This window comes from Agarivorans albus, assembly GCF_019670105.1.
In the GTDB taxonomy this organism is placed as follows: domain Bacteria; phylum Pseudomonadota; class Gammaproteobacteria; order Enterobacterales; family Celerinatantimonadaceae; genus Agarivorans; species Agarivorans albus.
Genome location: NZ_AP023032.1, coordinates 3,094,964 through 3,109,180, shown reverse-complemented (window position 1 = coordinate 3,109,180; position 14,217 = coordinate 3,094,964). Strand labels below are relative to the sequence as shown.

Sequence of the window (14,217 nt, the reverse complement as noted above, 5' to 3'; positions counted from 1 at the left end):
AGGGCATCATTGATGAACCAAGTTAAGCATAAGTTGTTTTTATTTGGGCTATTAGGCACCGCTCTATGGGTGGCTGTTGTTGCAGTGCAATATGGTCTAGCCAATGCAAACAGCTATGCGGTTGGCGCTTGGCATCAACGTTGGCAGAAAGATCTTAATCAGCAACTCACGCAAACTAACTTAGAGGTAGCCGAACACGTCACTCGTGACATGCTCGCTTGGCAGGCTAATCACCCTCATTATCAGGTATTGGCTGCCAAACAAGTAGAGTGGAGTAACTTTTACAGCTTAGTTATTAGCCCCGATACTGCGAATAAGTCCTTGTTAAAAAAGCAGAACTTGCTTAAAGCTCAGCAGTTCTATTTACGCTCTGCTGAACTTAGGCCAACTTGGCCAAATACCTATGTTGATTTAGCTAAAAATGCCCTTTATCGCCAAGCCAGTAGCCAAGAGGCGATGGCGTATTTGGAGTTGGCCGCAAAGGTGGGCGAGAACGCCCCCGTTACTTTATTTGCCTATGTAGAGATTGGTTTAAGCTTGTGGCCCGAGCTAAGTATTGAGCAGCGTACAACGGTGGCTAAAGCCTTACTTAAAATTGAACAGCACACCTTTATGCATAAAGGCTTAAGCCAAGCAATGAAGCAACCGCAGTTTAAACAACGCGCCTGTGCTTTGTATTTGTTAGCCGGGATAGATTATGTCGCTTGTGCCAATACCTAAACAGCGATATTGGCGTATTGCTTGCTGCATCGTTGCGCTGTTGCTATTGCTGGCGAGTAGCTTAAAGAGCCTAGGCAACAATCGTGTGTTTTTTGTTGAGTTAGAAATTTTGTTGGGTGGCGATAGCGTGGTGCACTTTAGTGCTGCATTTATTGTTAGCACCTTGGTAATGATGGCGGTGAGTGACAAGTTGTACCGCTTAAAGCTAGTTAAGTTGCCATTGGTATTTGTAGTGTTGTGCGTAGTGTTTGCGGTTGATGAAGGGCTACAACTGTTTTCTGCCCATCGACAGTTTTCCTGGGGCGACTTAGGCTTTAACTATGCAGGGTTAATCTGCGCAGGCGTTCTAGTTTGGCGCTTGCGGCGACCACATGTATGGCAAGTAGCAGGAGAAGAAAATGTTCATTGATTTGCATTGTCATATATTGCCGGGGATTGATGATGGCGCACAGAACCTAAAGCAAGCTATTGCAATGGTAGAGATGGCAATAGCCAGCGGAACCAAAGTGATGGTGGCTACGCCACATATGCACCCAGGAATTTACAACAATAATCCAGCCACCATTGAAGCTGCTTATAACACGCTTAAACATGCTATCACTCAGCGCGAACTAGACATCGAGCTTCGCAGTGCAGCTGAGGTGCATTTATGCCCAGAGGTGATGCTGTGGGCTCAAAAAGGTTTGCTGCCTTTTATTGGTGAGTATAAACATAAGTCTTTGTTGTTACTTGAGTTACCACATGGCAGTGTCCCTCAGGGAACAACCAGTTTAGTGCGCTGGCTACACAGCAACAATATTCAAGTCATGATTGCTCATCCAGAGCGTAACCATGGTATTTGGAAGAATCCTTACCAGCTCTCTCAGTTACTCAAATTAGGGTGTTTGTTTCAAGTGACCGCTGGTTCTTTTTTAGGGCACTTTCGCCAACAAGCACAGAACATAGCAGAGAGTTTACTTAAGGCAGATTCAATTCATATTGTGGCTAGTGATGCCCATGACTTGGAAAAGCGTCCCCCCGATTTACGTGAAGCCTTTGAACAGATAAGCCTACTAAGCAGTGAGCAGCACGCAAAACGTTTGCTATGGGATAACCCGGCGCAAATGCTAGGCAAACACTAACAAGCAGCAATTTAATCACTAGATTTTTCCGGGCTTTGCCCAGAGATGACAAGGAAGCGCCGACTATGCGAGTATCGACGGGAAGATTAGAAGCGATAATCTTTGCCAGCTTTATCTTTTTACTAGTTTGGTTACCCATCCCTTTAGGCAGTAATCGCCCTTGGGCATGGTCAATAATGGAATTGATCATTGCCTTACAAAGTATTGGCTTGGTGTACTGTTTTAGAGCAAAAATCCCTTGGCAGTATCTGCGCCCTGGCTGGTGGTTATTAGCAGCGTTGGCAATATTTCAATTTTTTACTTTGCTGCAATTGGTGCCGTTACCTGCCGGTTTACTGGCTTGGCTTGCACCGCAAAATGCAGAGTTGCGCGCCGTTGCCAGTTTATCTGGTGAAGCCGTCAACGGCTTTGCACCGCTCTCGCTAGATCCAGAGCAAAGTAAAATTAGTTTATTAAAAGGTGTGAGTTATTTGTTGCTGGCAGTGAATACCTTGCTGCTAGTGAACCGCCCAGAACGTATTCGAGCAGTGTTAATTGCCATTGTGGTAAGTGGTACCTTTCAGGCCTTTTATGGGGCGATGTTGTTATTGACTAATGTTGAGCAAAGCCCAGTGTTTGGCACCGATATTGGCCCGGTGGCGACAGGCTCTTACATCTACAAAAACCACTTTGCTAATTACTTGTTACTTAGCTTAATGATGGGCTTAGCACTGATTGTCGCCGACTTAAAACTAACCGGCGCAGAGACTTGGCAGGCTCGTCTCTCTGGTTTGCTAGAAGCTGCCCTAAGCCCCAAAATGTTGGTGCGGATGTGCATGATTATTATGGTTATTGGCTTGGTTATGTCGCGTTCACGCATGGGCAATAGTGCGTTTTTTGCAACCACTGTTATTGGCGGCATATTGGCGTTGTTGCTTTATAAGCAGCGACCCAAAAGCCTTACCATATTAATGGTGAGTATTCTTATTATCGACATGTTGATTGTGAGTTCACTGTTTGGCTTAAGTAAAGTAAGGGAGCGTTTGAGCTCTACGGTATTGGTAGACGAAGGGCGTATTTATATCTTTGATTGGGCGCTGAATATGCTCAAAGATTTCCCGATTTGGGGCAGTGGTGCCGGCAGTTTTTATTCGGTGTTTCAAGCCTATTTACCTCAGCCTATCAGTGCTTTTTTCGACCATACTCATAACGACTATTTGCAGTTCGCAATTGAGTCGGGCTTGCCTGTTACTTTGCTTTTAGGAGCAGCGGTTTTATGGGTAGCCTATCGCTGCTTACGTACCTTGCGAAAACGTAACGACCCCTTAATGAAAGGCACTGCCTTAGGCTGCTTTATGGCCATTACCGCCATGCTAATACACATAAGTGTTGATTTTAACTTGCAAGCGCCCGCTAACGCAGCCACGTTTGTAGTGGTGTTAAGCCTCGCTCTAATTGCCAGTAGAATGCCTAAACAAGGCTATCAAGTGGTTTAGCTAGCGGCTTTATATTGACCGCTGGCTTTATCGCGAATTGACTTGCGTAAGCGCTCAACGGGTAGGTCGATACATTTGATAACTAATAGCGAAAGCAATACCAGTATTAGGCTTACCAGCAGCAAGGCCACTGAGCTGAAGTGTTGTTTAAATTTACTTACTTCGCCTAACAGCAGCACACTTGCGATGATGCTCGCTTGGTAATGAAGGAGGTAAATAGGGTAGGAAAAGTCGCCAACAAACTTATCGAAGCCAGCAGATATTTTGTTATGTAGGCTATGCCCCAAGGCTAAACTCAGTACTAGCATCGCACTAATTAGCATATTTGTATAAAACAGTATCTCAGCGGTAATTAAGTGCAAACCTTGATTAATTTGCCACGCGGTAAAACCAGAAATACTGACCATAACCAGCAATATTAATGCTGGTTTTTTTAGAATAACTTGCCAGCTAATCGGCACTTTATTTTGCTGTACGACAAAATAGATAATGGCCCCAATGGAAAATGGCAGTGACCCTGCAGGAATGGAAAAGTAACGGGCATGCCAGTATAGGTCGCCGATGTAGCTAGCAACAACATACAGCACAGATAAGGCTAACCAAATAAGGCTGCGTTGTAATGTTTTAGATATGCCCAAGCAAATGGCGCAATAGAAGAATATTTCTACGGTAAGTGCCCATGCCGCTGGAGATAAACGTGGCGTAATAGAGTGGGGTAGCCAACTTGGGTAAACCATGGTGAAGTTACCCAACAAACTAGCGGCATTGCTCGGTATCGCAATGGTTGAAAAGCCCGCTAGAGGAAAGTAGCGATTAAAGGCCAGCAGCAAAAGCAAACTTAACAGGCAAGCAAACCAATACCCCGGATAAAGGCGTAAAAATCGATTAAGGGCAAATCGCTTCTTTCCTGAAGCTTGATAACCGTAACGCTGCTGCATTACATAGGTCATCAAATATCCACTAAGAATGTAGAAGCCAAACACTGCAAAGCGACCGAAGTCGCTAAGCCAAAACAAGTGTCCAAATACTACCATTAACGCCCACAGTGTCCTTACCGTGCCAAACATATTGTTACTCGTAGAAAACTTGAATAATCAGCTTGGCAGCCTAAGTGGGTAATAACAAGCTACTAACAAATTAATAGTTTACTGGCTGTTAGTTAATGGATACATCTGCAAATACTGGGTCATGGCATTGGCTAAATTCACCGACCAAAACTGCCCCGCCATGGTCAATGCGGCTTGTTGGCCAGTTAAACTGACTAAACCATTTGTTTGCCAAGCTTTAAACAAGGGTTCGCAATGTTCAAAAAGCGTTCTTCCATGGGGAAGTTTATCTGCATCAATCAGCCCCTGATCACAAGCACTGGTGATTGCTGCTTTTAGCTGAGCATTGTTAGCCGGCAAACTTAGCTGCTCAAAAGCCCAGTTATTCTCTGTTATGCCTGCGCGCCAAGTATCTATATCTCGAGTTTGCATTAAGGCGTAACCGTTGATATTGCCACCGGCTCCTGCGCCAATCGGCAAAATTTCGGCTCCCTGTTTGGCTAAGGAGTTATAGCGGCTCTGCTCTTGTTCTCCATTTGCCCAATGGCAATAACTAAGCTGTCGGAAAGCGTTTTGGGCGAAGAACTGATGCCCTTGTTGGTACATTAACGCTTTGTCGCTGGTGCTCAATGGAACGGCTTCACGGCCCGCATCAATATTGCGTTGTAAGCCGCTGCCACCAAAGGTAAGCAGTTGATATAAATCTACACCATGCACGCCTGTATCCAATACATCTTGTAAGTCTTGTTGCCAGTTCTCTGGTGTTTGGTGGGGGAGGCCATAGATAAGGTCTATCGCAATGGTTGCGCGATTACTGGCTGTTAGTTGGCTTAAGCGCTCTACGATGTAGTCTCGCTTATCAAGGCGTTTAGCAGCACGGCGAACTTTGGAGTTAAAGCTTTGTACACCAAAAGAAAAACGATTGAAACCACCGGCAAGTGCTGCCTCAAACTTGTTATCGTCAAAGCGATTTAATCTACCCTCTAGGGTTACTTCACAGCTATCGCTTAAGGGAAAATAACGATGAATAAGTTGTCCAAGCTGGTTAAGTTGCTCTGGACTTAAATCAGTGGGTGTTCCACCACCTACATATACTGCATCAAAGTTTCTTGCTTGTGTCCAAGGGTAGCGAGATTTAGCAATCAGCTCCTGTTCCAACAGCGTAAAATAATCATCTATCATTTGTTGATTGCTGGCGTATTGGAAGAAGTTACAAAAGGTGCAACGAACTCGACAAAACGGGATGTGAATGTAAATAGCGCGAGGTAACTTACTCGCTTTGCTTTGGCTTAATTGCTTGCTTAGCATCTGGTGTGCTTGCTCGCCATTTAGAGACTCACGCTTGCCATGGTTTGCATGAGCGCCAGTTTTTTTGGTGAAGGCAAATTGTAATGGAGAAGGGCTGGCTTGGCCGGTTAATGCTTCGGGCAATTGCTGTGTTGGTGCGAGATCAATGGTAGACATGCTGTACTCAAATAACTATTTAAACTTAATGTAAATCATTATCATTTGCGTTTGTTTGATCTAAGCCAAGTTTGCGTTTCTCATCTTTTAAATGTTTGTTATCAACACCTTTGGCTAAGATGCAAAACAAGGCCACTAATTAGGCATTTTTATGCTGGTTGTTATGCTTGTAAGTGATTGTTATTGAACTATGATTAGCCTACTAACCATCGAATCAAGGAAGAAAGATGAAGCCTTTCATTTATCGCGTATTTGTTCCCTCTGTGTTGGCTGGCTTACTCGCAGCCTGTAGCTCTAGCCCTGAGCAAACTTGGCAAGTCGATCAAAGCTATAAAATCACCGTACTACATACTAACGATCATCATGGCCGCTTTTGGCACAACAAATATGGTGAGTATGGCTTAGCTGCGCGGAAGACCTTAATTGATAGTATTCGAGAGGAAGTGGCCGCCGAAGGGGGTAGTGTATTGTTGTTATCGGGTGGCGACATTAACACCGGTGTGCCTGAGTCAGATTTATTAGACGCCGAGCCAGACTTCAAAGGCATGAATATGTTGGGTTACGATGCCATGGCGATAGGTAATCACGAGTTTGATAACAGCCTAGAGGTGTTAGCCAAGCAGCAACAGTGGGCTAACTTTCCATTCTTATCCGCCAACATCTATTCAAAATCCACTGGAGAACGTAAGTTTCAAGCCTATCAAATGTTTGACTTACAAGGCGTAAAAGTGGCGGTGATAGGTTTCACTACCGAAGACACCTATAAATTGGTACTGCCAGATACTGTTGCGGATTTAGTCTTTGAAGATCCTAAAGTAGAAGCTAAAAAAGTGATTGCCGAGATTAACCAGCAGCACCAACCCGACCTAGTGTTTGCGGTTACTCATATGGGCCACTATGCCAATGCTAAACATGGCGTTAATGCGCCGGGAGATGTAAGTTTAGCGCGCTCACTTAACGAAGGTGAATTAGATTTAATTGTGGGTGGCCACTCGCAAGAGCCGGTGTGTATGGAAGGTCCTAATATGTACACCCAAACCTTTAAGCCTGGTGATGAATGTAAACCCGATCAACAAAATGGCACTTGGATCGTCCAAGCCTATGAATGGGGTAAATATGTAGGGCGCGCCGATTACACGTTTAAAAACGGCGAGTTTACTTTAGACAGCTACAAACTCATCCCGGTTAACCTAAAGAAAAAAATCAAAGTAGACGGCAAAAAACAGCGGGTGTTTGTGCAAGAGGAAATTGCCCACAACCCCGAAGTACTGGCTTTGTTAACTCCTTACCAAGAACAAGGCCAAGCGCAGCTTAATGTTAAGATTGCTGAACTAAGCGGCCGCTTAGTGGGTGACCGAGACAAAGTACGCTTTGGCCAAACCAATTTAGGCCGATTAATTGCCTCTGCCCATAAAGAGCGCGTAAATGCTGATTTTGCAGTAATGAACTCTGGTGGTGTTCGAGCCTCGATTGAGGCAGGGGATATAAGTTATAAAGACGTGCTTACCGTACAGCCTTTTTCTAACACTATTACCTATGTTGATATGAATGGTGAAGAAGTGATGGAGTACTTATCGGTAGTTGCGGCTATGCCTGTGGATACCGGTGCTTACGCGCAATTTGCTGGCATTAGCATGAAAGTAATTGATGGCGAGGTGAGCGATGTAGTGATTGCAGGCAAACCTTTAGATGAAGCCAATATGTACCGTTTCACGATCCCAAACTTTAATGCTACTGGCGGTGATGGTTATCCTAAAATCACTGACCATAGAGGCTTTGTTGATACTGGCTTTGTCGATGCCGAAGTGCTTAAGGCTTACTTAGAGCAGCAAAGCCCAGTTAATGCCGCCGATTATGATGATAAAGGTGAGATTAGCTACCAGTAGTTACACGATATAAAAAAGCCTCTTTATGAGGCTTTTTTATTGGCTTTCTTTGAGGATTAGTTGTTAGGGTCTGTTGATCTTTGGTGTTGAAATTTTGTTCGAGATAAGCGGGCTTTAATCGCGGCGAGCACTTAGAAGCCTAGTGGGCTAAGCAAGAAGTGCTTAACAAAAAGTAAAGCTCGCTTACCCGAACCCTTCGGGCAGCATTTCTTAGCCATTTACTCAGCGTTAGCGAGTGATTATTAAGCCCACTTAACTGCTCACTCACTGCCTTGCCTAAATGGCTAATAAATTGCTGCAAAAACCATCAGCAAAGATCAACAGACCCTAGCTACACCCTTGATACACCCTCAATTAAATATTTGGTTTTGGTGGCTGTTATTCACTAAATGTTGATTGCGAAATTGTATTAGCTCGCTATCTTTTAGTTTATGTTCATTAAGTACTTAGTTGTTAAGGATGCTAATGAAAACCACCGCGCAATACTGGAATGTATTAGCTACAAACAATGCTAACCAATGGGAAGAGATAGAGGGCAGTGATGGGCAGTTACATCAGCTTACCCTAGCCATAGATAACAGCACCGGTGACTATACACGCCTAACTCGATTTAAAGCTGGAGCAAATACCAAAGCCTTTGGCGCTAAATCACATACTTATCCAGAGGAGATCTACATTATCTCTGGCCGTTTGTATGACGCGGCGTTTGACCTTTGGTTAGAGGCTGGTCATTACGCCAGTCGACCACCAGGCGAGGTTCATGGACCATTTAAGTGTGAGCAAGAGTGTTTGGTGTTAGAAATTTCTTACCCAAGCCAAGCGTTAAGCTAATGCTGGCTAGTTTGTTCTACTATTGAAATAACATCACTTGATTGCTTGGGAGAAAATATGGGCAGCCAGTTAAAGCAGAATAAAGCTAACGCCGTGGCATTTTATCAAATGGCTTATTTGGGTGAGCCAGCTAAGGCGGTAAAAATGTATGTCGGAGATGAATACATTCAGCATAACCCTTTAGTTAAAAATGGCTTGCAAGGTTTTATTGACTACTTCGATGAAATGCAGCGTGACTACCCCAACAAACAAATTAAGTTTCTACGCTGTATTGCCGAAGGTGACATGGTGGCGTTACATACTCACCAGATTTGGCCGGGAAATGACCAATATGTCACCATGGATTTTTTCCGCTTTGATGAGAATGGCAAAATAGTAGAGCATTGGGACAGCATACAAGAAGTGCCAGAAGGCAGTGCTAATGGCAATAGTATGTTCTAGTAAAAATGGAGCTGCAGCATTGGGTATAAAGCCGACTAAAGGTCGGCTTTGTTGTATCTGGGAGCAGAAGAATTAAAAGTACTTTATCCAAGCTTTGTTGCTACTGTGCTTATAGCGTGAGAACGCACGAGTAGGCAGGTACAACACAACAGCTAATACCTCAGTTAATAACCATACTTGCCAAAGCGCGGCGAAGCCAAACAAACCGTCTACATTGGGACCAATGGTCCACATAACCAACTTATAGCCAATGTGCACTCTAAGTCTAAAAAGGCAGCATTTTTATGCTGCCTTTAGTTTATGGTTTGGATTGGTATTTCACCAAAATTTAGATTAGCTGTTGTCTACCACTTCAGCGGTTACTTCATTGCCGTTACGTTGTCCTTGGCTAAATGCGTTGGCGTTTAGCAAGGTGGTGTCGGCAATGCTTTGCAAGGCCTCTTGGGTTAAAAAGGCTTGGTGACCAGTAAAGATAACGTTGTGACAAGCTGACAAACGGCGGAACACGTCATCCAAAATGACTTCGGCGGATAAATCTTCAAAGAACAATTCTTTCTCATGTTCATACACATCCAAAGCTAAGCCGCCTAATGTCCCATCTTTTAGTGCTTCAATACAGGCCGTGGAATCTACCAGTTTGCCGCGACTGGTGTTAATCAGCAAAGTGCCTTTTTTCATCTGGCTAAAAGCCGATTTACCAATTAAGTAAGTATTTTCAGGGGTAAGCGGGCAGTGCAAAGTAATGATGTTTGATTGCGCCAGTAGCTCTGCCATGCTTACGTACTCTATGCCTAGCTCTTTAGCTGCGTCATTTGGGTAAGGGTCAAAAGCAATGACTCGGCAACCAAAACCCTTGAGTATGCGCGCAGTGGCTAAGCCGATTTTCCCGGTGCCTATTACTCCCGCGGTTTTACCAAAGATGTTCATGCCGGTTAAACCTTCTAAAGAGAAGTTGGCATCGCGGGTGCGTTGGTAAGCTTTGTGAATACGGCGGTTTAAGGTCATCATCAACGCGATGGCATGTTCGGCCACCGCTTCCGGTGAGTATGCCGGTACGCGTGAAACGGTAATGCCTAGTTGCTCTGCTTTGGCGAGATCAACATTGTTAAAGCCAGCACAGCGCAACAGTATAAGTTGGATCCCGTGTTCGGCTAAGGCTTCCAAAGTTGCGGCAGATAAGTCGTCATTTACAAAGGCACATACCGCATCAGCGCCATGGGCTAAGCGGGCAGTTTTTGCCGAGAGGGCAGTATCGAAATACTCGATGCTAAAAGCTGAAGATGTATTTTGGGCATCAAAATGTTCGCGGTCGTAGCGCTTAGCGCTGAAAAAACTAATCTTCATAGCGTCTCCTAAAACAATGTTAGCTAACGATAGCTTGTTTTGTAATTTTATTACATAATAGCGTCATTGAATAACAAAAGTCGACAAGAGTTATGAGAAAGTTTCAGAAATTAGCTGTTCTAGAAATTGCCTCTGGTTTGTTAGTGATTTACGCCGCGTTGTGGGCTGGCCTTTGGTTAAGCGATCTTAGCGGAAACCTTCTCCCTGCAAGCATTGTGGGTATGCTGCTGTTAACTATAGCCTTACAGTTTCGCTGGATTAAACTGGCTTGGGTAGAGCGAACTGCTAATCAATTTGTCCGCTGGATGTCACTTTTGTTTGTGCCTATTAGTATTGGTTTAGTAGAACATATTGAAACTTTATTACAGGCTTTGCCTGCAATGTTGCTTACTTGTGCTTTGGCGACTCTGATTTTACTGGTAGTGGTTGGCAAAACTTACCAACACTGGGAGAATAAGCACGAGCTTAAGGCCACTCAGCCACAATCCGTAGACGGGGAGGCAAAATAATGGTGAATTTTCTTTACCTGCCACTAACCATTGGATTGTTCATTGCTGCAAAACATCTGCAACAACGTTTTTCGGTTACCTGGCTTAATCCCGTTCTAATTACCTTGAGTATATTGGTGGTTAGTTTGTTGGCATTAGACATCTCTTTTGACGATTACAATCAATATAGTGGGTGGCTAAGTAAGCTACTAGAGCCGGCAGTGGTTGCCTTAGGTGTTCCTTTATATAAGCAGTTATACGATATAAAAGCAGAACTACCACGTATTGCTATTACCATTGTTGTTGCGGCAGTTGTGGCTATTGCTACTACAGTTGGCTTGGCGCTGGTGGTTGGGGCATCGCCTGAAATCGCAGCGTCTTTAGCACCTAAATCAGTTACTACGCCTATTGCGGTGCTAATTAGTGAACAAGTGGCAGGTGAGCCCGCATTAACGGCTATTGCTGTACTGATAACTGGCTTAGTGGGTGCGGTAGTAGGGATACCGGTACTTAAATTATGTGGTGTGCATTCAAGCAAAGCGCAAGGCATTGCCATGGGCACCGCCTGTCACGCTTTAGGGACAGCCCGTATTGCTGAAGAGGGGCATCAGCAAGGCGCTTATGGCGCCTTAGCATTAGTGCTCAGTGCTACTTTTAGCGCAATGCTTTGTCCACTTATTGTGCCGTTGTTTGCCTGAGTTCAATCTTACTCAACCCTTAAAGCTTGATGTCTACACTAGCTAAGTGAATACCTTATTCCCGATTAAGCAGCATAGCTACGTTGCTTGATTTACTATTAGCTATAATTTGAAGCCTAACTTCCAGTCACTCGCCTAGTTTCTAGCGCTAAGCTTACCCAGCGTGTTAGCAAGTTTAGGCATATCTTAAACTGCCTCAGTTGCACAAGTTTTGCTCTAACAATTGTTGGCTCTGCGCTCTAATTACTCACCTAAAAGTAAAGTTTTGTAAAGTTCTTAGTTCTCCATAATTGTTTTGAGTTAAAACATTAATAACCACATTTATTTTAAGGTTACTGTCGCTTATTGCTGCGATAGTTTATACAAATTGGCTAGCTCAACGATAAGGTTATACGCTTTATCTTGAGTCGAAAATTAGTCTACGGCTTTTTTGTAAAGCCGATACAAAAACAATGTAAACGCGATAATTAAGGAATGAATATGAGCAACGATAGTTCTGGTGGAAAGTGCCCAGTAATGCATGGTGGAGCAACTACACCACAAGCGGCAAATATGAATTGGTGGCCCAAGTCACTGAACCTAGATATTCTTCATCAGCATGATACTAAAACCAACCCTTTTGGTGAGGCGTTTAGTTATCGCGAAGCGCTCAAAACCCTTGATGTAGAAGCCTTAAAAAAAGACTTAAAAGCCTTAATGACCGATAGCCAAGGTTGGTGGCCAGCAGATTGGGGGCATTATGGTGGTTTGATGATTCGTATGGCTTGGCACTCGGCTGGTACCTATCGCGTTGCAGATGGCCGCGGGGGCGGTGCTAGTGGTAGCCAGCGTTTTGCACCGTTAAATTCTTGGCCAGATAATGCCAATTTAGATAAGGCGCGTCGTCTATTATGGCCAATTAAGAAGAAATATGGCAACAAGCTTAGCTGGGCCGACTTAATGCTGCTAGCTGGTAATATGGCTTATGAGTCAATGGGCTTAGAAACCTTTGGTTTTGCTTTTGGACGCGAAGATGTTTGGCACCCAGAAAAAGACATTTATTGGGGTGCTGAAAAAGAATGGTTAGCAGAAAGTGGCGGAGAAGGATCTCGTTACTCCGGTGAACGTGATTTGGAAAACCCATTGGCTGCAGTAATGATGGGTTTGATCTATGTAAATCCCGAAGGTGTAGATGGTAAGCCAGACCCACTTAAAACCGCTCAAGATATGCGTACTACCTTTGCACGTATGGCGATGAACGACGAAGAAACTGTTGCCTTAACTGCTGGTGGTCATACCGTAGGTAAGTGTCACGGTAATGGCGACGCTTCTTTATTGGGTGCAGAGCCAGAAGGCGCGGGCATTGAAGAACAAGGCTTAGGCTGGAATAACCATAGCAAGCGTGGCATCGGCAGAGATACCGTTACTAGCGGTATTGAAGGTGCTTGGACTACCCATCCAACCCAATGGGATAATGGCTATTTTGAGTTGCTGTTTGGTTATGAATGGCAGTTATCAAAAAGCCCTGCAGGCGCTGTTCAATGGGAACCTGTAGATATTAAAGAGCAAGACAAACCTACCGATGTTGAAGATCCTAGTGTTCGTTATAACCCAGTAATGACCGACGCGGATATGGCACTTAAAGTAGACCCAGAGTATCGCAAGATTTCTGAGCGTTTTAAGAATGACCCAGAGTACTTCTCTAAAACCTTTGCACGAGCTTGGTTCAAATTAACCCATCGCGACATGGGGCCTAAGTCTGTTTATGTCGGGCCAGATATTCCAGCCGAAGATCTTATTTGGCAAGATCCTATTCCTGCAGGTTCAACATCTTATGATGTAGATGCAGTAAAACTACGCATTGCTGCTAGCGGCCTAAGCGTAGCTGAATTGGTGGCTACCGCTTGGGATAGCGCCCGCACGTATCGTGGCTCTGATAAACGTGGTGGAGCAAATGGCGCGCGGATCCGCCTAGCTCCGCAAAAGGATTGGCAGGCTAACGAGCCAGAAAAACTGGCTAAAGTATTAAGTGTATTGGAAGCAATTGCTACAGATACAGGTGCAAGCCTTGCCGATGTAATTGTACTTGCTGGTAATGTGGGAGTTGAACAAGCCGTTAAAGCAGCCGGTTTAAACTTGGCTGTACCGTTTACGGCTGGCCGAGGCGACGCAAGCCAAGAGATGACCGATGTGGAGTCTTTTGAAGTATTGGAGCCACAAGCAGACGGTTTTCGTAACTACTTGCCGAAGCATTATGTGGTTACTGCAGAAGAGTTACTGCTCGACCGCGCTCAGTTAATGGGCTTAAGTGCGCCAGAAATGACTGTGCTAATTGGTGGTTTGCGAGTCTTAGGCACCAATTATGCGGGTTCTGAAGCGGGAGTGTTTACCGACAAGGTTGGCACATTAAGCAATGATTTCTTCGTAAACCTTACCGATATGGCTAACACCTGGAAGCCAACGGGCAGAAACTCTTACGACATTTGTGAGCGGGTTAGTGGAGAAGTTAAATGGACAGCAACGCGAGTTGATTTGGTGTTCGGTTCTAACTCAGTACTGCGTTCTTATGCTGAGTTTTACGCACAAGACGACAATAAAGAAAGGTTCGCCAAAGACTTTATTGCCGCTTGGACTAAAGTAATGAACGCTGATCGCTTCGATGTATAAGCTCAATCGATAACTAACCACAGGGCTCCTTGTGGAGCCCTTTTTATTTGATGTGTA

The 14,217-nt window shown here is 44.5% G+C and carries 14 protein-coding genes; 10 read left to right on the top strand and 4 right to left on the bottom strand.

From position 1 onward, the window contains the following. The first annotated feature begins 12 nt into the window (after positions 1-12). The 4 genes from K5620_RS14020 (at position 13) to K5620_RS14005 (ending at position 3,316) form a co-directional block, all read left to right on the top strand. Positions 13-720: a hypothetical protein gene (locus tag K5620_RS14020; RefSeq protein WP_016402150.1), complete on the top strand. Its 708-nt coding sequence runs from the start codon at positions 13-15 to the stop codon at positions 718-720. Next, on the top strand, positions 698-1,129 hold the full coding sequence (locus tag K5620_RS14015) for a VanZ family protein (RefSeq protein WP_040307270.1): 432 nt from the start codon (positions 698-700) through the stop codon (positions 1,127-1,129). The genes K5620_RS14020 and K5620_RS14015 overlap by 23 nt, the downstream gene beginning before the upstream one ends. Beyond that, positions 1,119-1,841, top strand: coding sequence for a tyrosine-protein phosphatase (locus K5620_RS14010; protein WP_016402148.1), 723 nt, complete (start codon positions 1,119-1,121; stop codon positions 1,839-1,841). Before K5620_RS14015 ends, K5620_RS14010 begins: the two co-directional genes overlap by 11 nt. A gap of 65 nt (positions 1,842-1,906) precedes the next feature. After that, positions 1,907-3,316, top strand: a complete 1,410-nt coding sequence (locus K5620_RS14005; RefSeq protein WP_016402147.1) for an O-antigen ligase family protein — start codon at positions 1,907-1,909, stop codon at positions 3,314-3,316. Here the strand turns inward: K5620_RS14005 and K5620_RS14000 are convergent. Further along, positions 3,313-4,383, bottom strand: a complete 1,071-nt coding sequence (locus tag K5620_RS14000; protein WP_040307269.1) for an acyltransferase family protein — start codon at positions 4,381-4,383, stop codon at positions 3,313-3,315. The genes K5620_RS14005 and K5620_RS14000 overlap by 4 nt on opposite strands. 78 nt (positions 4,384-4,461) lie before the next feature. Further along, positions 4,462-5,826, bottom strand: a complete 1,365-nt coding sequence (hutW, locus tag K5620_RS13995; protein ID WP_016402145.1) for a heme anaerobic degradation radical SAM methyltransferase ChuW/HutW — start codon at positions 5,824-5,826, stop codon at positions 4,462-4,464. Positions 5,827-6,053: 227 nt separating this feature from the next. Between hutW and ushA the strand changes: the two genes are divergently transcribed. From ushA to K5620_RS13980, 3 genes are all read left to right on the top strand, one after another. Continuing rightward, complete coding sequence (gene ushA, locus K5620_RS13990; RefSeq protein WP_016402144.1) at positions 6,054-7,712, top strand: bifunctional UDP-sugar hydrolase/5'-nucleotidase UshA; 1,659 nt, start codon at positions 6,054-6,056, stop codon at positions 7,710-7,712. A gap of 465 nt (positions 7,713-8,177) precedes the next feature. Further along, positions 8,178-8,543 (top strand): cupin domain-containing protein, encoded by a 366-nt coding sequence (locus K5620_RS13985; RefSeq protein ID WP_016401794.1) that lies wholly within the window; start codon positions 8,178-8,180, stop codon positions 8,541-8,543. 57 nt (positions 8,544-8,600) lie between these two features. Then, complete coding sequence (locus tag K5620_RS13980; RefSeq protein WP_016401793.1) at positions 8,601-8,984, top strand: nuclear transport factor 2 family protein; 384 nt, start codon at positions 8,601-8,603, stop codon at positions 8,982-8,984. A gap of 72 nt (positions 8,985-9,056) precedes the next feature. Here the strand turns inward: K5620_RS13980 and K5620_RS13975 are convergent, their stop codons facing one another. Beyond that, positions 9,057-9,218 (bottom strand): hypothetical protein, encoded by a 162-nt coding sequence (locus K5620_RS13975; protein ID WP_016401792.1) that lies wholly within the window; start codon positions 9,216-9,218, stop codon positions 9,057-9,059. A 99-nt stretch (positions 9,219-9,317) separates the two neighbouring features. Next, positions 9,318-10,328 carry a 2-hydroxyacid dehydrogenase gene (locus K5620_RS13970; RefSeq protein ID WP_016401791.1) on the bottom strand — a complete coding sequence of 337 codons (1,011 nt, stop codon included), beginning with the start codon at positions 10,326-10,328 and terminating at the stop codon, positions 9,318-9,320. A 92-nt stretch (positions 10,329-10,420) separates the two neighbouring features. On the opposite strand from K5620_RS13970, the gene K5620_RS13965 reads away from it, so the two are divergent. The 3 genes from K5620_RS13965 to katG all read left to right on the top strand — a co-directional run bounded on the left by K5620_RS13965 (position 10,421) and on the right by katG (position 14,160). After that, positions 10,421-10,837, top strand: coding sequence for a CidA/LrgA family protein (locus K5620_RS13965; protein ID WP_016401790.1), 417 nt, complete (start codon positions 10,421-10,423; stop codon positions 10,835-10,837). Beyond that, positions 10,837-11,514: an LrgB family protein gene (locus K5620_RS13960; protein ID WP_016401789.1), complete on the top strand. Its 678-nt coding sequence runs from the start codon at positions 10,837-10,839 to the stop codon at positions 11,512-11,514. The genes K5620_RS13965 and K5620_RS13960 overlap by 1 nt, the downstream gene beginning before the upstream one ends. A gap of 480 nt (positions 11,515-11,994) precedes the next feature. Beyond that, positions 11,995-14,160: a catalase/peroxidase HPI gene (gene katG / locus K5620_RS13955; RefSeq protein WP_016401788.1), complete on the top strand. Its 2,166-nt coding sequence runs from the start codon at positions 11,995-11,997 to the stop codon at positions 14,158-14,160. The last annotated feature ends 57 nt before the right edge of the window (positions 14,161-14,217 follow it).